The 18,189-nt window shown below is 46.6% G+C and carries 16 protein-coding genes and 1 pseudogene; 10 read left to right on the forward strand and 7 right to left on the reverse strand.

Annotation, left to right across the window (positions count from 1 at the left end; all coding sequences use genetic code 11):
* Nucleotides 1-18: 18 nt before the first annotated feature.
* From narH to UJ203_RS12530, 3 genes are all read right to left on the reverse strand, one after another.
* Nucleotides 19-1,482, reverse strand: coding sequence for a nitrate reductase subunit beta (narH, locus tag UJ203_RS12520; RefSeq protein WP_127696383.1), 1,464 nt, complete (start codon nt 1,480-1,482; stop codon nt 19-21).
* Nucleotides 1,472-5,158 (reverse strand): nitrate reductase subunit alpha, encoded by a 3,687-nt coding sequence (locus UJ203_RS12525; RefSeq protein ID WP_322011190.1) that lies wholly within the window; start codon nt 5,156-5,158, stop codon nt 1,472-1,474. Before UJ203_RS12525 ends, narH begins: the two co-directional genes overlap by 11 nt.
* A gap of 155 nt (nt 5,159-5,313) precedes the next feature.
* The gene (locus tag UJ203_RS12530; RefSeq protein ID WP_024123206.1) at nt 5,314-5,790 is read right to left on the reverse strand and encodes a Crp/Fnr family transcriptional regulator; all 477 of its coding nucleotides are present in this window, start codon (nt 5,788-5,790) and stop codon (nt 5,314-5,316) included.
* Between the two features lie 142 nt (nt 5,791-5,932).
* Here UJ203_RS12530 and UJ203_RS12535 point away from each other — a divergent pair, with 142 nt between their 5' ends.
* The gene (locus UJ203_RS12535) at nt 5,933-6,652 is read left to right on the forward strand and encodes a YwiC-like family protein (RefSeq protein ID WP_322011193.1); all 720 of its coding nucleotides are present in this window, start codon (nt 5,933-5,935) and stop codon (nt 6,650-6,652) included.
* 32 nt (nt 6,653-6,684) lie between these two features.
* Here UJ203_RS12535 and UJ203_RS12540 read toward each other — a convergent pair whose 3' ends face one another.
* The 4 genes from UJ203_RS12540 to UJ203_RS12555 all read right to left on the reverse strand — a co-directional run bounded on the left by UJ203_RS12540 (nt 6,685) and on the right by UJ203_RS12555 (nt 10,929).
* Nucleotides 6,685-7,401, reverse strand: coding sequence for a Crp/Fnr family transcriptional regulator (locus UJ203_RS12540; protein WP_101864901.1), 717 nt, complete (start codon nt 7,399-7,401; stop codon nt 6,685-6,687).
* Between the two features lie 110 nt (nt 7,402-7,511).
* Complete coding sequence (locus UJ203_RS12545) at nt 7,512-8,699, reverse strand: nitrate/nitrite transporter (protein ID WP_322011197.1); 1,188 nt, start codon at nt 8,697-8,699, stop codon at nt 7,512-7,514.
* Between the two features lie 134 nt (nt 8,700-8,833).
* Nucleotides 8,834-10,504 (reverse strand): arginine--tRNA ligase, encoded by a 1,671-nt coding sequence (gene argS / locus UJ203_RS12550; protein ID WP_059353713.1) that lies wholly within the window; start codon nt 10,502-10,504, stop codon nt 8,834-8,836.
* Nucleotides 10,501-10,929 (reverse strand): DUF1934 domain-containing protein, encoded by a 429-nt coding sequence (locus tag UJ203_RS12555; protein ID WP_322011200.1) that lies wholly within the window; start codon nt 10,927-10,929, stop codon nt 10,501-10,503. The genes argS and UJ203_RS12555 overlap by 4 nt, the downstream gene beginning before the upstream one ends.
* Before the next feature lie 311 nt (nt 10,930-11,240).
* Between UJ203_RS12555 and sboA the strand changes: the two genes are divergently transcribed.
* The 9 genes and pseudogenes from sboA (at nt 11,241) to UJ203_RS12595 (ending at nt 18,183) form a co-directional block, all read left to right on the forward strand.
* Nucleotides 11,241-11,372 carry a subtilosin A gene (gene sboA, locus UJ203_RS12560; protein ID WP_003222002.1) on the forward strand — a complete coding sequence of 44 codons (132 nt, stop codon included), beginning with the start codon at nt 11,241-11,243 and terminating at the stop codon, nt 11,370-11,372.
* Nucleotides 11,329-11,469: pseudogene (locus tag UJ203_RS20915) on the forward strand (bacteriocin biosynthesis protein). Before sboA ends, UJ203_RS20915 begins: the two are co-directional and overlap by 44 nt.
* 37 nt (nt 11,470-11,506) lie before the next feature.
* Nucleotides 11,507-12,853 carry a subtilosin maturase AlbA gene (gene albA, locus UJ203_RS12565; protein ID WP_322011203.1) on the forward strand — a complete coding sequence of 449 codons (1,347 nt, stop codon included), beginning with the start codon at nt 11,507-11,509 and terminating at the stop codon, nt 12,851-12,853.
* Between the two features lie 12 nt (nt 12,854-12,865).
* On the forward strand, nt 12,866-13,027 hold the full coding sequence (gene albB, locus UJ203_RS12570; RefSeq protein ID WP_322011205.1) for an antilisterial bacteriocin subtilosin biosynthesis protein AlbB: 162 nt from the start codon (nt 12,866-12,868) through the stop codon (nt 13,025-13,027).
* Complete coding sequence (locus UJ203_RS12575) at nt 13,024-13,743, forward strand: ABC transporter ATP-binding protein (protein ID WP_322011207.1); 720 nt, start codon at nt 13,024-13,026, stop codon at nt 13,741-13,743. Before albB ends, UJ203_RS12575 begins: the two co-directional genes overlap by 4 nt.
* A complete protein-coding gene (locus UJ203_RS12580; protein ID WP_105990794.1) occupies nt 13,736-15,049 on the forward strand; it encodes a bacteriocin biosynthesis protein AlbD in 1,314 nt (437 codons plus the stop codon). The genes UJ203_RS12575 and UJ203_RS12580 overlap by 8 nt, the downstream gene beginning before the upstream one ends.
* Complete coding sequence (locus UJ203_RS12585; protein WP_322011463.1) at nt 15,039-16,202, forward strand: insulinase family protein; 1,164 nt, start codon at nt 15,039-15,041, stop codon at nt 16,200-16,202. Before UJ203_RS12580 ends, UJ203_RS12585 begins: the two co-directional genes overlap by 11 nt.
* A gap of 5 nt (nt 16,203-16,207) precedes the next feature.
* Entirely contained in the window at nt 16,208-17,485 is a 1,278-nt protein-coding gene (locus tag UJ203_RS12590) for a pitrilysin family protein (RefSeq protein WP_322011210.1), read from the forward strand.
* Nucleotides 17,482-18,183 carry a bacteriocin biosynthesis protein AlbG gene (locus UJ203_RS12595; protein WP_322011217.1) on the forward strand — a complete coding sequence of 234 codons (702 nt, stop codon included), beginning with the start codon at nt 17,482-17,484 and terminating at the stop codon, nt 18,181-18,183. Before UJ203_RS12590 ends, UJ203_RS12595 begins: the two co-directional genes overlap by 4 nt.
* Nucleotides 18,184-18,189: the final 6 nt, after the last annotated feature.

The raw sequence follows: 18,189 nt of genomic DNA on the forward strand, positions 1-18,189 counted from the left end.
CACCTCATTTTTCTTTGGTTATATACAAGAGCCGGGACCGCCTGAAAATGATAAGCCGCAGCTCCCTTGTTCAGCGTATAAATCAGAAATGTCTTCACGGTGGCTGCTCGGAATCACAAATCGGTCATCGTATTTGGCGATCGCAAGCAGCCGATACATGTCTTCAATTTGCTGTTCTGTTAAGCCGACACTGGAGATCAGTGCCGGGTCGATGGATTTATTCGTCTGGACCGCTCTCATATACTGGCGCATGACAGACATTTTCTTTAATGTCGACCGAATATGATCTGTATCACCGGCCGTTAATAGCTGCGCCAAATAGTCAATCGGAATCCTCATTTGGTCGATAGCCGGAAAAATATCTTCCGCTGTTTGCCGGCTTCCCTCTCCTTCAAAGAGATTCATGATCGGACTCAAAGGAGGAATGTACCAAACCATCGGCAATGTCCGATACTCCGGATGAAGCGGCAGGGCAATTTTCCAGTCGATAATCATCTTATAAATGGGCGATTGCTGTGCAGCCTCTATCCATTCTGTCGGGATGCCCTGTTCTTTTGCTTGTTTAGCAACCTCGGGATCATTCGGATCAAGAAACACTTCTAATTGAGAATGATAGAGATCCTTTTCATTTTCTGCAGATGCCGCTTCCTCCACCTTATCCGCGTCATACAGCATGACGCCCAAATAACGGATTCTCCCTACACATGTTTCAGAGCAAATGGTCGGCAGTCCCGCCTCCAAACGCGGAAAGCAGAGTGTGCATTTTTCCGCTTTGTTCGTTTGCCAGTTAAAATAGACTTTTTTATAAGGACAGGATGAAACACAGTATCTCCATGAACGGCAGGCATTTTGATCCACGAGCACAATGCCGTCTTCCTCGCGTTTATACATGGCGCCAGACGGGCAGGACGAGACACAGGCCGGGTTGATGCAGTGCTCGCAGATGCGCGGAAGATACATCATAAAGACTTCATCGAATTCTGTTTTGATAGACTCCTCCATCTTTTGAACGTTCGGATCTTCAAGTCCCGTAATGTGGCCGCCCGCCAGATCATCCTCCCAGTTCGGTCCCCATTCAATATTCATAAAATCTCCTGTCAGCGACGATTTTGGCCGCGCTACGGGCTGATGTTTTTTCTGCGGACTGTTAGTCAGCGTTTCATAATCATAGTTCCAAGGCTCGTAGTAATCATCAATGGTTGGCTGATTCGGATTATAGAAAAGATTTGCAAGACGGTTGGTTTTCGGGCCTGATTTCAGCTCGAGCTTTCCTTTTTTTAAGGTCCAGCCGCCTTTATATTTGTCCTGATCCTCCCATTGCTTCGGATAGCCGATACCCGGCTTTGTTTCTACATTATTGAAATACATATATTCGGCACCGGAACGGTTTGTCCATGTGTTTTTGCAGGTCACGCTGCACGTGTGGCAGCCGATGCATTTATCTAAGTTCATGACCATTCCGATTTGCGCTTTAATCTTCAAGCCAATCGACCTCCTTCAGCTTGCGGATGACCACATTCAGATCGCGCTGATTCCCCGTAGGGCCATAGTAGTTAAAGCCGTAGCTGAGCTGGGCATAGCCGCCGATCATCTGTGTCGGCTTGACGTGAATCCTTGTCGGACTGTTATGGGTGCCTCCGCGGTTATTGGTCAGTTTTGTGCCGGGCACGTTGATGTGGCGGTCTTGGGCATGGTGCATAAACGCCATTCCTTTTGGTATCCGGTGAGACAGAACCGCTCTGGCTACGACAACACCGTTTCGGTTAAAGCATTCAATCCAATCGTTGTCTTTGATATCCGCATCTGCCGCATCATCTTTATTCATCCATACTGTCGGCCCGCCGCGAAATAGCGTAAGCATCGGCAGAGAATCAAAATACATGCTGTGCACGGACCACTTATTATGCGGAGTTAAATAATTGAGAACGATTTCTTTGCCCTCTTGATCAGGCCGTTTGCTTAAGAAAGGGCGATGCTGGAGGATCGGTTTAAAGGTCGCCATCGTTTCCCCGAACTCCATCATCAGCTCATGATCGACATAGTAAGACTGTCTGCCCGTCAGCGTCCGCCAAGGGATTAATTTTTCCACATTTGTCGTAAACGGCGAATACCTGCGCCCGCCTTTTTCCGAGCCTGTAAATGCCGGAGATGTGATCACCGTTTTGGGCTGAGCCGTGATTTGTTCGAACGTAAAGCATTCTTCCTCCCGCTCTTCAGCCAGATCTTTCAGCTTCAGATTGGTGATATCTTCAAGCGATTCCCATGCTTTAACGGCAACTTTTCCATTCGACGTGGACGAAAGGGTTAAAACGGCTTCTGCCGCCTGCTTGGCCTCGCTTATATTCGGACATCCCTTTGCGACACTGTCTGAGGTGACTTCTCCCAGCCTTTTTTTGAGTGATTCGTATTCATCGGCAATCGACCAGCTCATTCCTTTTGTTCCGCTTGGTTTTAAGGCGGCGTTTGGGCCGAGCGCAGTCATTTTATGAAAGATTTGCTTGTAGTCCCTTTCAACGACTTGAATGTTCGGCATCGTTTTCCCCGGGACGGCTTCGCATTCGCCTTTGCTCCAGTCCTTAATTTTTCCGAGAGGCTGCGCCATTTCCTGCATGGTGTCATGAAGGAGCGGTGCGGCGACAGCTTCTTTTACCGGCTTCATATCAACTTCGTCTGCGAGATCGGAGACGGCTTTTGATAAAGCCTTGAAAATATCCCAGTCCGACTTCGATTCCCAAGGAGCCGAAATAGCCGGGGCAAAGGGGTGGATAAACGGATGCATATCAGTGCTGCTGAGATCGTGTTTTTCATACCATGTCGCCGCCGGAAGCACGATATCGGAATACAGCGCGGTACCGGCCATTCGAAAATCGAGATTGATTAACAAATCGAGCTTTCCTTCCGGTGCCTGCTCGCGCCATTTGATTTCTTCAGGACGGATGCTGTCGCTGTCGTCATTCATCAAGCCGTTCGTCGTTCCCAAGAGATGCTTGAGAAAATATTCATGCCCTTTTCCCGAACTGGAGATCAGGTTCGCCCTCCACACGAACAGGTTTCTCGGAAAATTCGCTTCATTGTCAGGATCTTCAATGGCAAATTTCAGTTTTTTCTCTTGAAGCTGGCGGGCCACATAGTCAGCAACGTCTTTTGTTGTCTCCGCCCCCGCTTTTTCAGCTTCTTTGTACAGGTCAATTCCGTTTTTATCAAATGTCGGATAAGACGGAAGCCACCCGAGTCTTGCCGCCAGCACATTGTAGTCGGCGTGATGTTTGTAGCGGGAGGGTGCCGCGATCGGAGATGCTAAGTCACTGACCGGCTGATCCTCGTAGCGCCACTGGTCAGTCGCAAAATAGAAAAAGGAAGTGCCGTTTTGCAGCTTTGGCGCCCCCTCCCAATCCTTAGCGTTGGCGATTGTCTGCCAGCCTTCAGCAGGGCGGAGTTTTTCCTGTCCTACATAATGAGCCCAGCCTCCGCCATTAACACCTTGGGCGCCTACCAATAACACAAGATTTAACACAGCGCGGTATATCGTATCGGAATTGAACCAGTGATTAATGCCCGCTCCTACAATAATCATCGAACGGCCCTCTGTATCGATCGCATTTTGGGCAAACTCTCTGGCAATTTTAATGACGGCTTCTTTTTTGATTCCCGTCATCTGTTCCTGCCAGCCAGGTGTAAACGGCTCAGGATCATCATAAGAAACGGCGGATTGTTCACCGATACCCCGGTTTACGCCGTAGTTGGCCAGTATCAAGTCAAATACGGTTGTGACACATACCTCTTCACCATTCAGGTCCAGTTTTTTAATAGGAAGATCCCGTTCAAGCACTTTGTTTCCGTCATTTGAAAAATACGGGATGCGCACCGTTCCGATTTCGTCCTCTATTCCGAGCACAGAGAGACGGGGCTTAATCGGTTCTCCGGTTTCTTCATCGACCATGTGCAGGTTCCATTTCTTTTGGCCGTCCCAGCGGGAGCCCATTGTTCCTTGCGGGATCGCGAATGCGCTTGTACGTTCATTCCACACCGCAGGCTTCCACTGATCATGCTCCGTCTGCCGCCCGATGTCCTTTGCGTGAAGAAAACGCCCGGCCGTATACACGCCATCCTCTTTAGTTAGAGTGACAAAGAACGGGAAATCCGTGTATTGCTTTGCGTACTCTATGAAACGCTCTGTCTTCTGATTAACGTAAAACTCCTGCAGGATCACATGCCCCATCGCCATCGCAAGCGCGCCGTCTGTTCCTTGGCGGATGCTCAGCCAGTCATCTGCAAATTTAGAGGATTCCGCGAAATCGGGGCTGATTGAGATGACCTTAGCGCCTTTATAGCGGGCTTCTGCCAAAAAATGCGCATCCGGCGTCCTCGTTAACGGCACATTGGAGCCCCATGTGATGATATAGCCTGAGTTGTACCAATCACTGCTTTCCGGGACGTCTGTCTGGTCGCCCCAGATTTGCGGCGATGCCGGGGGAAGATCCGCATACCAATCATAGAAACTGAGCATAGGGCCGCCAATCAAAGACATAAACCGCGAGCCTGACGCATGGCTGATCATGGACATAGCCGGAATCGGAGAAAACCCGATATTCCGGTCAGGGCCGTATGTTATAACCGTATACAGCAGAGAAGCAGAAATCAGCTTCAGTACCTCCGGCCATTCAGCGCGCACAAAGCCGCCCTTTCCCCGCGCCTGTTTATAGGACTTCGCTTTATCCGGATTTTCAACGATCGATTTCCATGCTTCCAAAGGGTTTTGATGAGCCTGCAATGCTTCCCGCCACAAATTGATCAGGACACCGCGCACGTATGGGTATTTCACACGGAGCGGGCTGTAGATATACCATGAAAAACTGGCCCCTCGCGGACAGCCTCTCGGTTCGAAATCAGGCATATCCGGTCCGGTTGATGGGTAATTCAAGTTTTGCCCTTCCCACGTGACGATGCCGTTTTTCACGTATATATTCCAGCTGCAGGACCCTGTGCAGTTGACACCGTGGGTGGAGCGGACGACCTTATCGTACTGCCATCTGTTTCTGTATACATTCTCCCAATCACGATCTTCATAGGTTGTTTGGCTATGTTTATTTGATTGATGCTCAATAGGAGAGAAATAGTTTAATCTCCTGAACAACGGACTCATTTTCTTTTTTTTCATGAATATTTCACTCCTTCCGAGTCAGGTATTCTAAGTTCACTATATACAGAGGCAGGATGTTTCCTTGTGAACTATGTCACACACTCCCCTTTTTTCACAGAAAGTTCACATGAGGAAGAAGGAATGGAAATACCGAACAAAAAACCCGGTTCCTTTTAGGAATCGGGCTCAGCGTTTTCATCCTGAGATCTATGCATGTATCGCAAAAACAGCTCATAAGAGAAAAAGACATTTTGCTGGAGCATCACCAGAAAATTCATCTGCAGCTGCGGATAATAGGACATGATTTTCTTTAATATGTAAAAAGGGATATTGAGCATAAGAATGTCTTCGGATGTTCGGACTGAAATGAATGGAGATAAGAACATCCCGCCTTTTTGATCAATGGGAAACACATCGCCTTTTTCCCACAGCGCCACGGTTTGCGACCCTTCAGGCAGCCTGCTGTCAATAAAACGAATACTGCCTTTTAATACAATATAAATGGATTGAGAATGGAGAAAAGATGGATCCTGATCACATGAACCGCGGATAAACGTCCCGTTATTCAGCAATGTTTCGACAATGGATAGAGGCACTTCATTAAACATAGGAAGTTGTTTCAAAAAAAATAAATAGTCACACTGATTCATAGGGAAGCCTCCTGTGCTAAGGATAGCTTTAGTGTAGCCCGGCCGATCCATGACAGCAGTGATATATTTCACAGATGATATGATGAATGTCACTTATTGGCGTATTTTTGCTTTTATAATGAAACAAGAAAGGAGTGTTTCGATGAAGGCGCTTATTCCGAAGCAGCACGGCGCTTGGGCCATGCTGCTGATTCCGTTTTGCCTCGGTATGGTGAAGGGAGGAGCGGTTCTTTGGCATATCCCCCTATTTTTAGGCTGGCTTTTTCTTTATTTAGCTGTTTATCCTGTTACGCTGGCATTAAAAAAGAAACAAATCAACCCCTATCAAAAGTGGATATTTTCTTACAGTTTTCCAGCCTGCAGCTTTTTGCTTGCCGCTGTCATCCATAAGCCGTCTTTTATCTGGCTTGCCTTTTCTTTGCTGCCGCTGTTTCTCATTCATGTGTATTATGCCCGACAAAAAAATGAACGAGCGCTGCTGAATGATTTTGCGGGCGTCTTATTCTTTTGTACAGGCGGACTCGCCAGCTGCTGGCTGGGGACGGAGACTCTTGACGGCTGGGCATGGTCTATTTTCGCACAATCTGCTTTGTTTTTTATCGGAAGTTCATTTTATGTGAAGTCGGTGATCCGGGAGAAGAATAATAGAGTATTTGCCTACTGGTCGTGGGGCTATCACCTGATCCTCCCCTTACTTTCCGCAGCTCTCGGAGGTGGATGGGCCGTTCTCGCCTTTATCCCCAGCAGTTTGCGTGCATGGTTTTTTCATGGAAAGAAGTGGCCTGTTCAAACGATCGGCATTCTTGAAATCGTCAATGCGTGCTTCTTTTTCGCCATCATGTGTATTTGGCTGACAAGATAAAAACAAGGACATATTGCTGTCCTTGTTTCCTCTTAATCAATATTACAAATCTCTAACGGGCAATTTTCGCACTCAATCTCACACCGTAAATAGTCCCGCTGATGCAGTACAATCTTTCCGGAATCCTCTATTGAAATAACCCCTTGTTTGCGGAGATCACCCAGCATGCGGTTGACGCTCTCTCTTGCAGCCGCGCAAAATTTCGCCAAATCCTGGTTTGTCAGGGCAATGTTAATGAGAATGCCGTCACTCCGGTTCACCCCATAGCTGTTTGACAAGCGGATAAGGGTGGAGTAGAGCGCCCCTTTTTTGCCATGAAGAAGAAGGTCTCTGATTTTGGATTGAATTTTGCGCAAATGGGTGCTCATCCATTTCATAAATTCAAATGTCAAAGCACCGTTGTGGATAAGTTCCTTTTCAAGTCTGCTCTTATTGATGACGAGCACTTCGCCATCCTCCAGCACTTTTGCACTGAGCATATATCTCGGTTCTTCTGTGAAAAGTGTTAATTCACCGACAATATCATTTTTTTGGCAGATTCTAAGCGTCAGGTCTTTGCCGTCAGCCGTAAGCTTCCCGATTTCAATGAGTCCTGACTGAATCAGATAAAGCTCTTCTGCATCCATTCCTTCTCGAAACAGGTATGTGTGTTTTTCGATTTTTCTTTTTGTGCTGATGGATTCCAGCAATTGATGAAGATCACTGGAAATAAGATCCTTATCAGATGTTCGAACAGAGAGAAAGTTCATGAGCTCACCTCGAAGAAAAGTCACGTTGTGTATCTATTGTAACGTGAAATCATTTGCGCTTTTCAGAAAAAACTTACAATCTCGTGAATTCCCCAATCGCCGGCGGCCCGTCAGTTTACGCTGTGCCCGCTTCTCTCTGTATGTGTTTTCATTCTTTCCTGCCAATACATCCATATAACAATGACAAAGCTTGCTAACGCGACTTCCGAAAGCGCCATAAATCCGATGGCGTATTGTCCCGTCGCCTGAAATACACTCGCCAGGATCAGCGGAGGGAAAAAACCGCCTAATCCGCCCATGGCAGACACAATTCCGTTGGCAATTCCCGCCTGCTTAGAAAAATAGAAAGGAACCAGTTTAAAAACCGTCCCGTTTCCAATCCCGGAGCACACCGCAACCGTTAACGCCCCAAAGGCGTAAATGCCGATCGTCGGCGAAAACGACAGGATGACGCCCGATAATGTCAGGCCTGCAAAGACAAACATCAGGATACGGAGCGGACTCACTTTATCAGCCAGCCACCCGCCCGCCGGCCTGAGCAGCGTGGATACAGCAATAAAACCTGCCGTCCGCAGCCCGGCATCCGCAGGACTCAGATCAAACTGCTCAACAAGAAAGTTTGGCAGATAGATTGTAAAAGCAACAAAGGCGCCAAACGTAATAAAATAAAAGAGACTCAGAAACCACAGCACATGATTTCGGTAAACGGCTTTGATTTGAGTCTTTACGGACACCTTCACTTTCTTCTCATGCCGGTCACCGAAGAAAAAGTGCAGCAAAGCAAATAAAGCCAGCAGAACCATATACATTTGCACCGTACTTTTCCACCCCGCCGCTTGAGCAATCACGGGAGCTGCAAATGTAGTGATCGCGGTTCCGATATTCCCGGCACCGTAAATACCGTTTACAACGCCATGTTTTTCTTTAGGATAGTACTTCGGAAGAGATGTAACCCCAATGGAAAAAACGGCTCCCCCAATCCCTAAGAAAAAACCGCCCGCGATTAAATCAAACAGGGAATCTGCAATACTGATCCAAAATACAGGGAATAAAAGCAATATAAAGCTAATCATAAAAATGATCCGCGCGCCAAACCTGTTGGTCAAATACCCCAGCGGAATGCGAAGAAGCGATCCTAATATAACGGGTATGGCCGTTACCAGGGAGATTTCGCCTTTGCTCAAATGAATATCTAATGTGATTTGGGAAATAAGTGACGAAATCAGCACCCAAACCATAAACCCTGCCACCAAGCTTAATGACTGCAGCGATAATTGAAAGTGTTGACGGTTAATCATTCGGCTTGCCCCTTTCACTGATTCAATAATCAGCCTTATCATACAAAAACTCGGCGAAGAAGATTGTGAACTATATCACACGATTTTTTAACAAAAAAAGGACAAAGCCCTCTGGCTTTGTCCTTTCAGCTTGATTACATTTTTTCAGGAGCCGATACGCCGATCAATTGAAGCGCGTTGTTCAGCGTGATTTGCGTTGCTTTCATTAAAGCTAAGCGCGCACGGCTTTTCTCTTCGTTTTCAGGGTCGATGACTTTCTCCGCATTGTAGAAGCTGTGCAGAGCTGAAGCCAAGTCATAAATATAATTCGTCACACGGTGCGGAATTCGTTTTTCCGCCGCTTCCGCCACTGCCTCTGGGAAACCGCCGATTGTTTTCAGCAGATCATATTCTTTTTCTGATTGAATAGGGCTGAAATCAAGATCTGCCGCCGGCTTAAGTCCCTGCTCTTCCCCTTGGCGAAGCATGCTGCAAATGCGGGCATGTGCGTATTGCGCATAATATACAGGGTTTTCGTTAGATGTTGATACAGCAAGATCCAAGTCAAAATCCATATGCGTATCAGCGCTGCGCATCGCGAAGAAATAACGCACGGCATCAAGGCCGACTTCGTCAATCAGGTCGCGCATCGTTACCGCTTTCCCCGTCCGTTTGCTCATTTTCATTTTCTCGCCGTTTTTGTAAAGGTGCACGAGCTGAATGATTTCTACTTCCAACGTTCCTTTTTCATAGCCAAGTGCTTCGATTGCCGCTTTCATACGCGGGATGTAGCCGTGGTGGTCGGCGCCCCATACGTTGACCAGCTTATCAAAGCCGCGGTCAAGCTTGTCCTTATGGTAGGCGATATCAGGAAGCAGGTATGTGTATGTGCCGTCCTTTTTGATCAGTACGCGGTCTTTGTCATCACCGAACGTTGTGGAACGGAACCAAGTCGCACCGTCTTCCTCATAGACATGGCCTTTCTCACGCAGCGCGTCCAGCGCCTTATCGATTTTTCCGTTTTGGTACAGTGATGTTTCAGAATACCACACGTCAAACGGCACACGGAAGTTTTCCAAGTCTACGCGAAGCTTTTCCAGCTCGTATTTCAAACCGTACTCACGGAAAAATGCGAGGCGTTCGCTTTCTTCTTCGTTGACGAAACGGTCGCCGTATTCCTCAGCGAGACGCTTTCCGATTGAAATGATATCCTCACCGCGGTAGCCGTCCTCCGGCATCGGTTTTTCCAGTCCAAGCGCTTCAAAGTAACGGACTTCTACAGAAAGCGCCAGGTTGTTAATCTGGTTTCCGGCATCGTTAATGTAGTATTCGCGGCTCACATCGTAACCCGCTTTTGCAAGCACATTGCACAAGGAATCGCCGACAGCCGCACCGCGCGCGTGGCCTAAGTGAAGGTCCCCCGTCGGATTTGCAGATACGAATTCCACTTGAACGCGTTCGCCGTTACCGATGTTTGTTTCTCCATACGCGTCTCCCGCTTCCAATACAGACGGGATCAGCTTCGTTAAATATTGATTGTTCATATAGAAATTGATAAAACCAGGACCGGCGATATCAAGCTTTTCAATAGAAGCCTTTCCTTTATCAAAAGAAGCGACAATTTCCTCAGCGATTTGGCGCGGCGCTTTTTTCGCGATTCTCGCGAGCTGCATCGCCATATTTGTTGAATAATCGCCGTGTGTTTTATCCTTCGGTGTTTCTAAAATGACATTTGGAATCTGGCTTTCTTCAGCCAGTCCCGCTTTCAGAACGGCTGCTTTGATTTCTTCTTTCAGCACGTCCTTCATCTGTTCCGCAATGTTCATGCGTGAGTTCCTCCCTCATACGTGATCGTCATATTATGTAAATGCTGCTGCTCTTCTCCGACATGCATATCATATGCGATACTGATACGGCCTTGTTCTTCGCCGAGATCAGATTGAATCGATTTTGTGCTCGTTTTCAGCTCAAGCTCACCAAATGACATTTTATATTTGGCGATTGTAGAAGCTCCAGTTACGAAACGCTGGTTCATTTTGACAGCGCCTGATCTCATGACAAGCACTTCGCCTTCGCTTACTTTTACAATCGTTTTCACTTTGCCTAAGTCGTGTTCTTCATAATAAGATAGATACACTTTATTCTGTTTCACATAGTAAAATCCGGTGGTGCGGAATTCGATCACTTCTTCGTTTCCGTCATCCTCGATTACAGATTTCACATGGATTGTTATCGGTGTCTCTTGCTTCATTCTGACACGTCCTTTTCATCTTTCCACTTTGACTTGAATAGTATAATCATTCGGTTTGTAAACTTCAACTGCTTCTATCTTACCATCATTGCTCATCAGATTTGAAGATAAACCTCAGAAAAAGCAATTCCTTTATAGAAGAGAAAATCATACCACTGATTACCTTTAGGAAATATTACATTTTTCCGAATTCTACCGTTTGCAATTCACATTTTCTTCAAAATATATGTATTGAAATGGTAATTTGATAGTTTTAATATAAAAGTACATCAAAGATCTGCTAGAAAAACAAAAAAAGGGAGGATTCAATTATGAAAAAAGCTGTCATTGTAGAAAACAAAGGTTGCGCGACATGTTCAATCGGAGCCGCTTGTTTAGTGGACGGACCTATCCCTGATTTTGAAATTGCCGGTGCAACAGGTCTATTCGGTCTCTGGGGATAAGGTTCTCCGGAAAAGGGCATAGTAAATTACTATGCCCTTTTTAACTAAAATACAAATTTTAACTAAAATCTACATCTTAGTTATACATACACAGTGATTTTTATATTTGAATCATATGTATAGGGGATGGTATTTTGTTTATAGAGCAGATGTTTCCATTTATTGATGAAAGTGTAAGAGTCCACCAGTTGCCTGAGGGCGGCGTGCTGGAAATTGACTACTTGCGTGATAACGTCTCGATCTCTGATTTTGAATACTTAGATCTCAACAAAACGGCTTACGAGCTTTGTATGCTGATGGACGGTCAAAGAACGGCTGAACAGATTTTAGAAGAGCAATGCGCAAAGTATGATGAGTCGCCGGAAGACCATAAGGACTGGTACTATGACATGCTCAGCATGCTTTTGAACAAGCAGGTCATTCAGCTTGAAAACCGGCCCCGCTTTCACAAAATCGCCACCAGCGGAAGCAATGAATTTCCGATGCCGCTGCATGCCACCTTTGAGCTGACGCACCGCTGCAATTTAAAGTGCGCCCACTGCTATTTAGAAAGCTCGCCGGAAGCGCTCGGCACCGTATCCATTGATCAATTTAAGAAAACGGCTGATATGCTGTATGATAACGGCGTTTTAACGTGTGAAATCACAGGCGGCGAAATTTTCGTCCATCCAAACGCCAATGAGATTCTTGAATATGTGTTAAAGAAATTCAAAAAAGTCGCCGTCTTAACCAACGGAACGCTGATGCGAAAAGAAAGCCTGGAGATGTTAAAAGCCTATAAGCAAAAAATCATCGTCGGCATATCACTGGATAGCGTACAGTCCGAAGTGCATGATTCATTTAGAGGGAGAAAAGGCTCTTTTGCCCAAACCTGTAAAACGATAAAATTGTTGAGTGATCATGGTATTTTTGTCAGAGTCGCCATGTCGGTTTTCGAAAAAAACATGTGGGAAATCCACGATATGGCCCAAAAGGTGCGCGATCTCGGGGCGAAAGCGTTCTCTTACAATTGGGTTGATGATTTCGGAAGAGGCAGAGATATTGTCCATCCGACGAAAGATGCCGAACAGCACCGCAAATTTATGGAGTACGAGCAAAATGTCATTGATGAATTTAAAGATTTGATCCCGATCATTCCGTATGAAAGAAAACGCGCGGCGAACTGCGGCGCCGGCTGGAAATCGATTGTGATCAGCCCGTTCGGAGAAGTACGCCCGTGCGCGCTCTTCCCGAAGGAATTTTCATTGGGAAATATATTTCATGATTCATATGAAAGCATCTTTGACTCCCCTCTTGTCCATAAACTGTGGAAAGCGCAGGCGCCGCGGTTCAGCGAGCATTGCATGAAAGACAAATGCCCGTTCAGCGGCTATTGCGGAGGCTGTTACTTAAAAGGGCTGAATTCCAACAAATATCACAGAAAAAACATCTGCTCCTGGGCCAAAAATGAACAATTAGAAGATGTGGTCCAGCTTATTTAGGAGGGAAACAATTTGTCACCAGCACAAAGAAAAATGTTACTGTATATCCTTTCAATTATTTTTGTCATCGGCGCGGTCGTCTACTTCGTAAAAAGCGATTATGTGTTTACGCTGATTTCTATCGCCATCGCCATTATTTTCGGTATGCGCGCGCGGAAGGCTGACTCGCGATGAGCATTTTGGATATACACGATGTATCCGTGTGGTACGAGCAAGACAACGTTATCTTAGAAAACGTAGATTTACATTTAGAAAAAGGCGCCGTTTACGGACTGCTTGGGGTAAATGGCGCCGGAAAAACAACGCTGATCAATACGCTGACTGGGGTTAACCGCAATTTCAGCGGACACTTTACGCTGTGCGGCATTGAAGCGAACGCCGGCATGCCGCAGAAAACATCAGATGAGCTGAAGATCCGCCGCTACTTCGCTGCCGATTATCCGCTTCTTTTTACAGAAATTACGGCGAAGGACTATGTTTCTTTCGTTCATTCTTTGTATCAGAAAGATTTCTCAGAGCAGCAATTTAACAGTTTGGCAGAGGAATTTCACTTTTCCCAATACACAAACCGGAGAATTTCCGAGCTGTCCCTCGGCAACAGGCAAAAGGTTGTGTTGATGACCGGTCTATTGCTCGGGGCTCCCCTGTTTATATTGGATGAGCCGCTTGTCGGCTTGGATGTGGAGTCAATAGAAGTCTTTTATCAGAAAATGCAGGAGTATTGCAAGGCAGGCGGAACGATTTTGTTTTCTTCCCATTTGCTCGATGTGGTGCAGAGATTTTGTGATTATGCGGCCATCCTTCATCACAAACAGATCCGGAAGGTCATTCCGATTGGAGAGAAGACTGATCTTCGGCGTGAATTTTTTGAGGTGATCGGCCATGAATAACCTGTTTCCGATTCTGTCATTGCTGTTCAAACAGCTTTACGGCCGCCAAGGAAAAAAAGACGCTATTCGCATCACCGCAGGGCTTGCCGTTCTGGCCTTGTTTGAAATCGGGCTGATCCGCCAGGCAGGCATTGATGAATCAACCTTAGGAAAAACATACATCACGCTCGCGCTTCTGTTTATGAATGCGTACATGGTGTTTCTCTCTGTTACATCCCAATGGAAGGAATCTTACATGAAGCTGAGCTGTCTATTGCCGATCTCTTCCCGGAGCTTCTGGCTCGCTCAGAGTGCGGTTTTGTTTGTTGATACTTGCTTGAGAAGGACGCTCTTCTTTTTCATATTACCGCTGTTCTTATTCGGAAACGGAACGCTGTCAGGAGCACAAACCCTGTATTGGCTCGGCAGATTTTCGTTTTTTACTGTCTATTCGATTATTTTCGGCGTTTTGTTAAGCAATCTTTTCGTCAAAAAAAGGAGAACGGCACTCCTGCTGCATGCGGCGGCATTCACCTGCGTGTGCTTCAGTGCGGCTTTGATGCCTGCCGTGACGATCCCGCTATGTGCGATTCATATGCTCTGGGCTATTGCGATTGACTTCCCTTCATTTTTGCAGGCGCCTCAGCAGCAGAGCAAAATGCATTCTTTTATGCGGACATCAGAATTTTCATTTTATAAAAGAGAATGGAACCGATTTATTTCCTCCAAAGCGATGCTGTTAAATTATATCGTGATGGGAGCATTCAGCGGCTTCTTTTCGTTTCAGATGATGAACACCGGCATTGCCGATCAGCATGTCGTCTATATCGTAATTAGCGCTCTTCTGCTGATCTGCTCACCGATTGCTTTATTGTATTCTCTTGAGAAAAATGACCGGATGCTGCTGATCACGCTTCCGATTAAACGCAGAACGATGCTTTGGGCGAAATATCGCTTTTATTCCGGTTTATTGGCCGGCGGGTTTATTTTGATTGCCATGATAATGGGCTTGATCAGCGGCCGGCCGATTTCACTTTTGACTTTTTTGCAGTGTATGGAATTGCTGCTGGCAGGGGCTTATATTCGGTTAATTTCAGATGAAAAAAAGCCGTCCTTCAGCTGGCAGACGGAGCAGCAGCTCTGGAGCGGTTTCTCTAAATACCGTTCCTATGTATTTTGTATTCCTCTTTTTTTAGCTACTTTAACAGGCACTGTTATTTCCTTGGCAGTCATTCCGATTGCCGGGCTGATCATTGTCTATTTACTGCAAAAACAGGATGGTGGTTTCTTTGATACAAGCGGAAAAAGAGAACGGCTTGGAAGTTAACCTGCTGACGACTGATCAATTTTCAACCATCTCGATCGCCGCGAGCTTTCTGAAGCCGATCGAAAGCGCGGCGGAACCTGAAGAAGAAACGATCTATTTTTATGGCGCGGCTGCATACCAGAAGCAAAACATCATCGACACTTTCGGCTATGCCGCCGGCCGCCGCTTCATGTATTCAGCAAATCTCTTTTTTGACCGGCAGCTGAAAACGTACGGGACCCGCATGATTCATCCGTTATATGCTGAGGAGATTCATACAGATGCCGTTCTGAACACCTTTGTTGACATGTCCTCCTTTCCTGCTTCTCTTTCTGCCAGCGCAGCGGAAAAGGCAAAAGCCGAACTGCTGCTGAAAATGGAAAAGACATTCGCTGACCCGTTCTCCTATTCAGCAGCCCGTCTGGCGGAGGAAGCCTTTGGGAACCCGATATACGGCACTGCCATGTTTGGCCGGAAAGACAAGCTTATGGCTGTGCATCCTAAACGTTTTCTGGATGCGTCGGAATTTATCGCTGATTTATTTTCTCAGCAGAAACAGCTGAACATATTAGGAAACATACAGTCCTGTGATGTTCAGGGACATGCCCCACAGGCGTCCGCCATGTCTGCTGTAAGAAAACCCGTGAATCAGGATATTTTCGAAACAGAGACACGCAGCACAGCAGGTCCGTCCGTTATGACACTTGGCTTTGACTGCGGAGACATGAAAGATGTCCGCGATTATTTAGCCATCCAGCTGATAGACGGATTGCTCGGCAAGTACGGCCATTCCGCTTTATTTCGGCATTTTCGCGAAAAAGATCTGGCCGTTTATCATGTGATCACCCGCTATGACATCATGAGCAATATGCTGCTTGTTTCCGTATGCACCGACCAGCTTCGTGAAAACGAGATTCCTCCAAGAGTTTTGGAAGCTGTATCGCATTTCCATGCGGATGAACCGGAATTAAAAAAGGCACAACAATTTTTAATCAATGAAATCCTGCTGCAATTTGATTCTCCTGAAGGACTCTTAGCCTATATGGGAATCCTGCGCCGTTTCTCTTGCAAAAAAGAAGACTTGCTGGACAGCATCTCAGCGGTCACGTGCCGCGATTTGCTGCAATTCATCAAAAATCTTACATATATCGGAGCTCATGTAGTAAGGGGATGAGAGATATGGAAAAGGAAGCCTTTTTTCAACAGCTGGATGAACGAACCGATATCAGATACACAGACAAGGGAATGAAAATATTCAGGTTACAATTCCCCCGCGCCCATTTAAGATTGTGCAATGTCAAAACCGGCTTTGGAAGCCGGGATATCCGTTTACAGTCAGAAACCGGCGGCCGGATGCTGCCATATGGCACAGCGCACTTTTTAGAACATCTCCTCTTTTGGCATAACGGCCGGAACCTGTATAGTGATTTTTTTGAACACGGCGCGCTGTTAAATGCGTTTACCACTTACACTGATACAAATTTCATGTTTACCTCATTGCCGGATCGGCTTAGACAAACCATTCCAATCCTGCTTGACGCTTTATGGAACCACTCGTTTGACGAGCAGATCATCGCTCAGGAAAAAGCCGTGATTACAAGTGAAATAGAAACGGCGCTTCTCAACCAGTGGCTTCATTACCATTATCAGCTGATCCAGATGCTGTCTCCTGCCTCACCAGCCGCAGTCTTCCCCGCAGGCAGAAAAAAAGACATTGAGGCTCTGACGATCTGTGATCTGCAGGAAGCCTATGCTGCCGCCTACCAGCCCCATCGGATGACGCTGTTTCTGATTGGCGGCCCAGAAGATGTGGAAACTCTTTTGCCTTCTCAGCTCAGGCTGGAAAAGCGCTCTGGCAGCCGCTCTGACAGAAAGATCGTCCCTGCGTGCCCTCCCCTCTCACCAAAAGAGGTAAAGGGTGATCTGGAGCGGCCGGAAGACACTTGGACCGGAATACAAATCGGGGCGCTCCCAGGAGAAAACGGACTTTTGACCTTGAAACTGTACTGGGACATTGCCTCTCGCATCCTGTTTCACATGGATTCGCCGTTTTTTCAAGAGATCCGGCAAACGTACCGCTTGAATATCCAAAGCCTATCAGCGGATGTTCACTTATCAGAGGATGGCGGCTTTTTGATCCTTCACAGTAAAGGGGCGCATTCTTCCGCATACATCGATGTGGCATCTTACTATATCACGCAGCAGAAAAACAGTACCGAAGCCTGGCTTGAGTACGGCAAGGATTCTTTAGTCAACGCGATCATCTATGACAGTGATTACACGCGTAAATGCTTTGAATGGGCAGCAGAGTGTGAACAGTACGATTGCTCGTTTCTCGGCCTTTACCGCACCATTCAGCAGATGAATTCTCATGATTTCTTGGCTCTCATTGAAGCAATGGCTTCTTCTCACAAAGCAGTCATTCATGTACCCCAGAAAGAAGTGATGAGACAATGAAAAAAAGCACTGTCTTTACTTTATTATTGCTGCTTGCGGCCATGGCGGCTTATTCCTTCGGCTGGTTTCACTCAGGTGCCGAAGCCGCGGGCCAATATGTACAGCTGATCAAAAATGACGCTGCCCGCCTTGGGCTGTTGGGTTGTGCAGCTTCCGTACTGATGCTGCCCGCCTTTTTGTATCTTCACTACGTGACGCAATCTGTCAAAAACATGACAGCAGCTTTTCAGAAACTCACACAGTCTCATCAAAGCTGCTGTGACTTTCAGCATCGCAAGCTGTGCAGCCGTTATGCCGACGATGTAAAATCGCTGCGCGACAGCTATAAGGGCATCCGCCAATCATATGTGATGGCTGCTGTATTGTATCAGGTTATCGTTTTCGGCTGCATGTTTGAAATCGTCAAGGCCGTTCCCTTCAGCTTTCACACGCCCCCTGCCGTTACAATGGGGCTTGCGGTGTTACTGATGTTGTATTTATTGTTTTATATGCGAACGTACTTGCTGCAGCTTTTTCAGCATGGAAACCTGTTCCGAAAAGTGCTGGTGGGAGTGCTGACAGGAGCCGGGATTGGGTGGATGCTCAGTTTTACTATAAGTGAACTGCTGTTTCTGATCATCTTAGCTGCCATCCAGCAGATCGGATCTTTTATTTATAAACGATTCTCTTATCGCAGTTCCGCTTCTCTCGATCTATAAAAACAT

The sequence above is a fragment of the Bacillus sp. V26 genome (genome assembly GCF_034296245.1).
Classification (GTDB): Bacteria; Bacillota; Bacilli; order Bacillales; family Bacillaceae; genus Bacillus; species Bacillus halotolerans.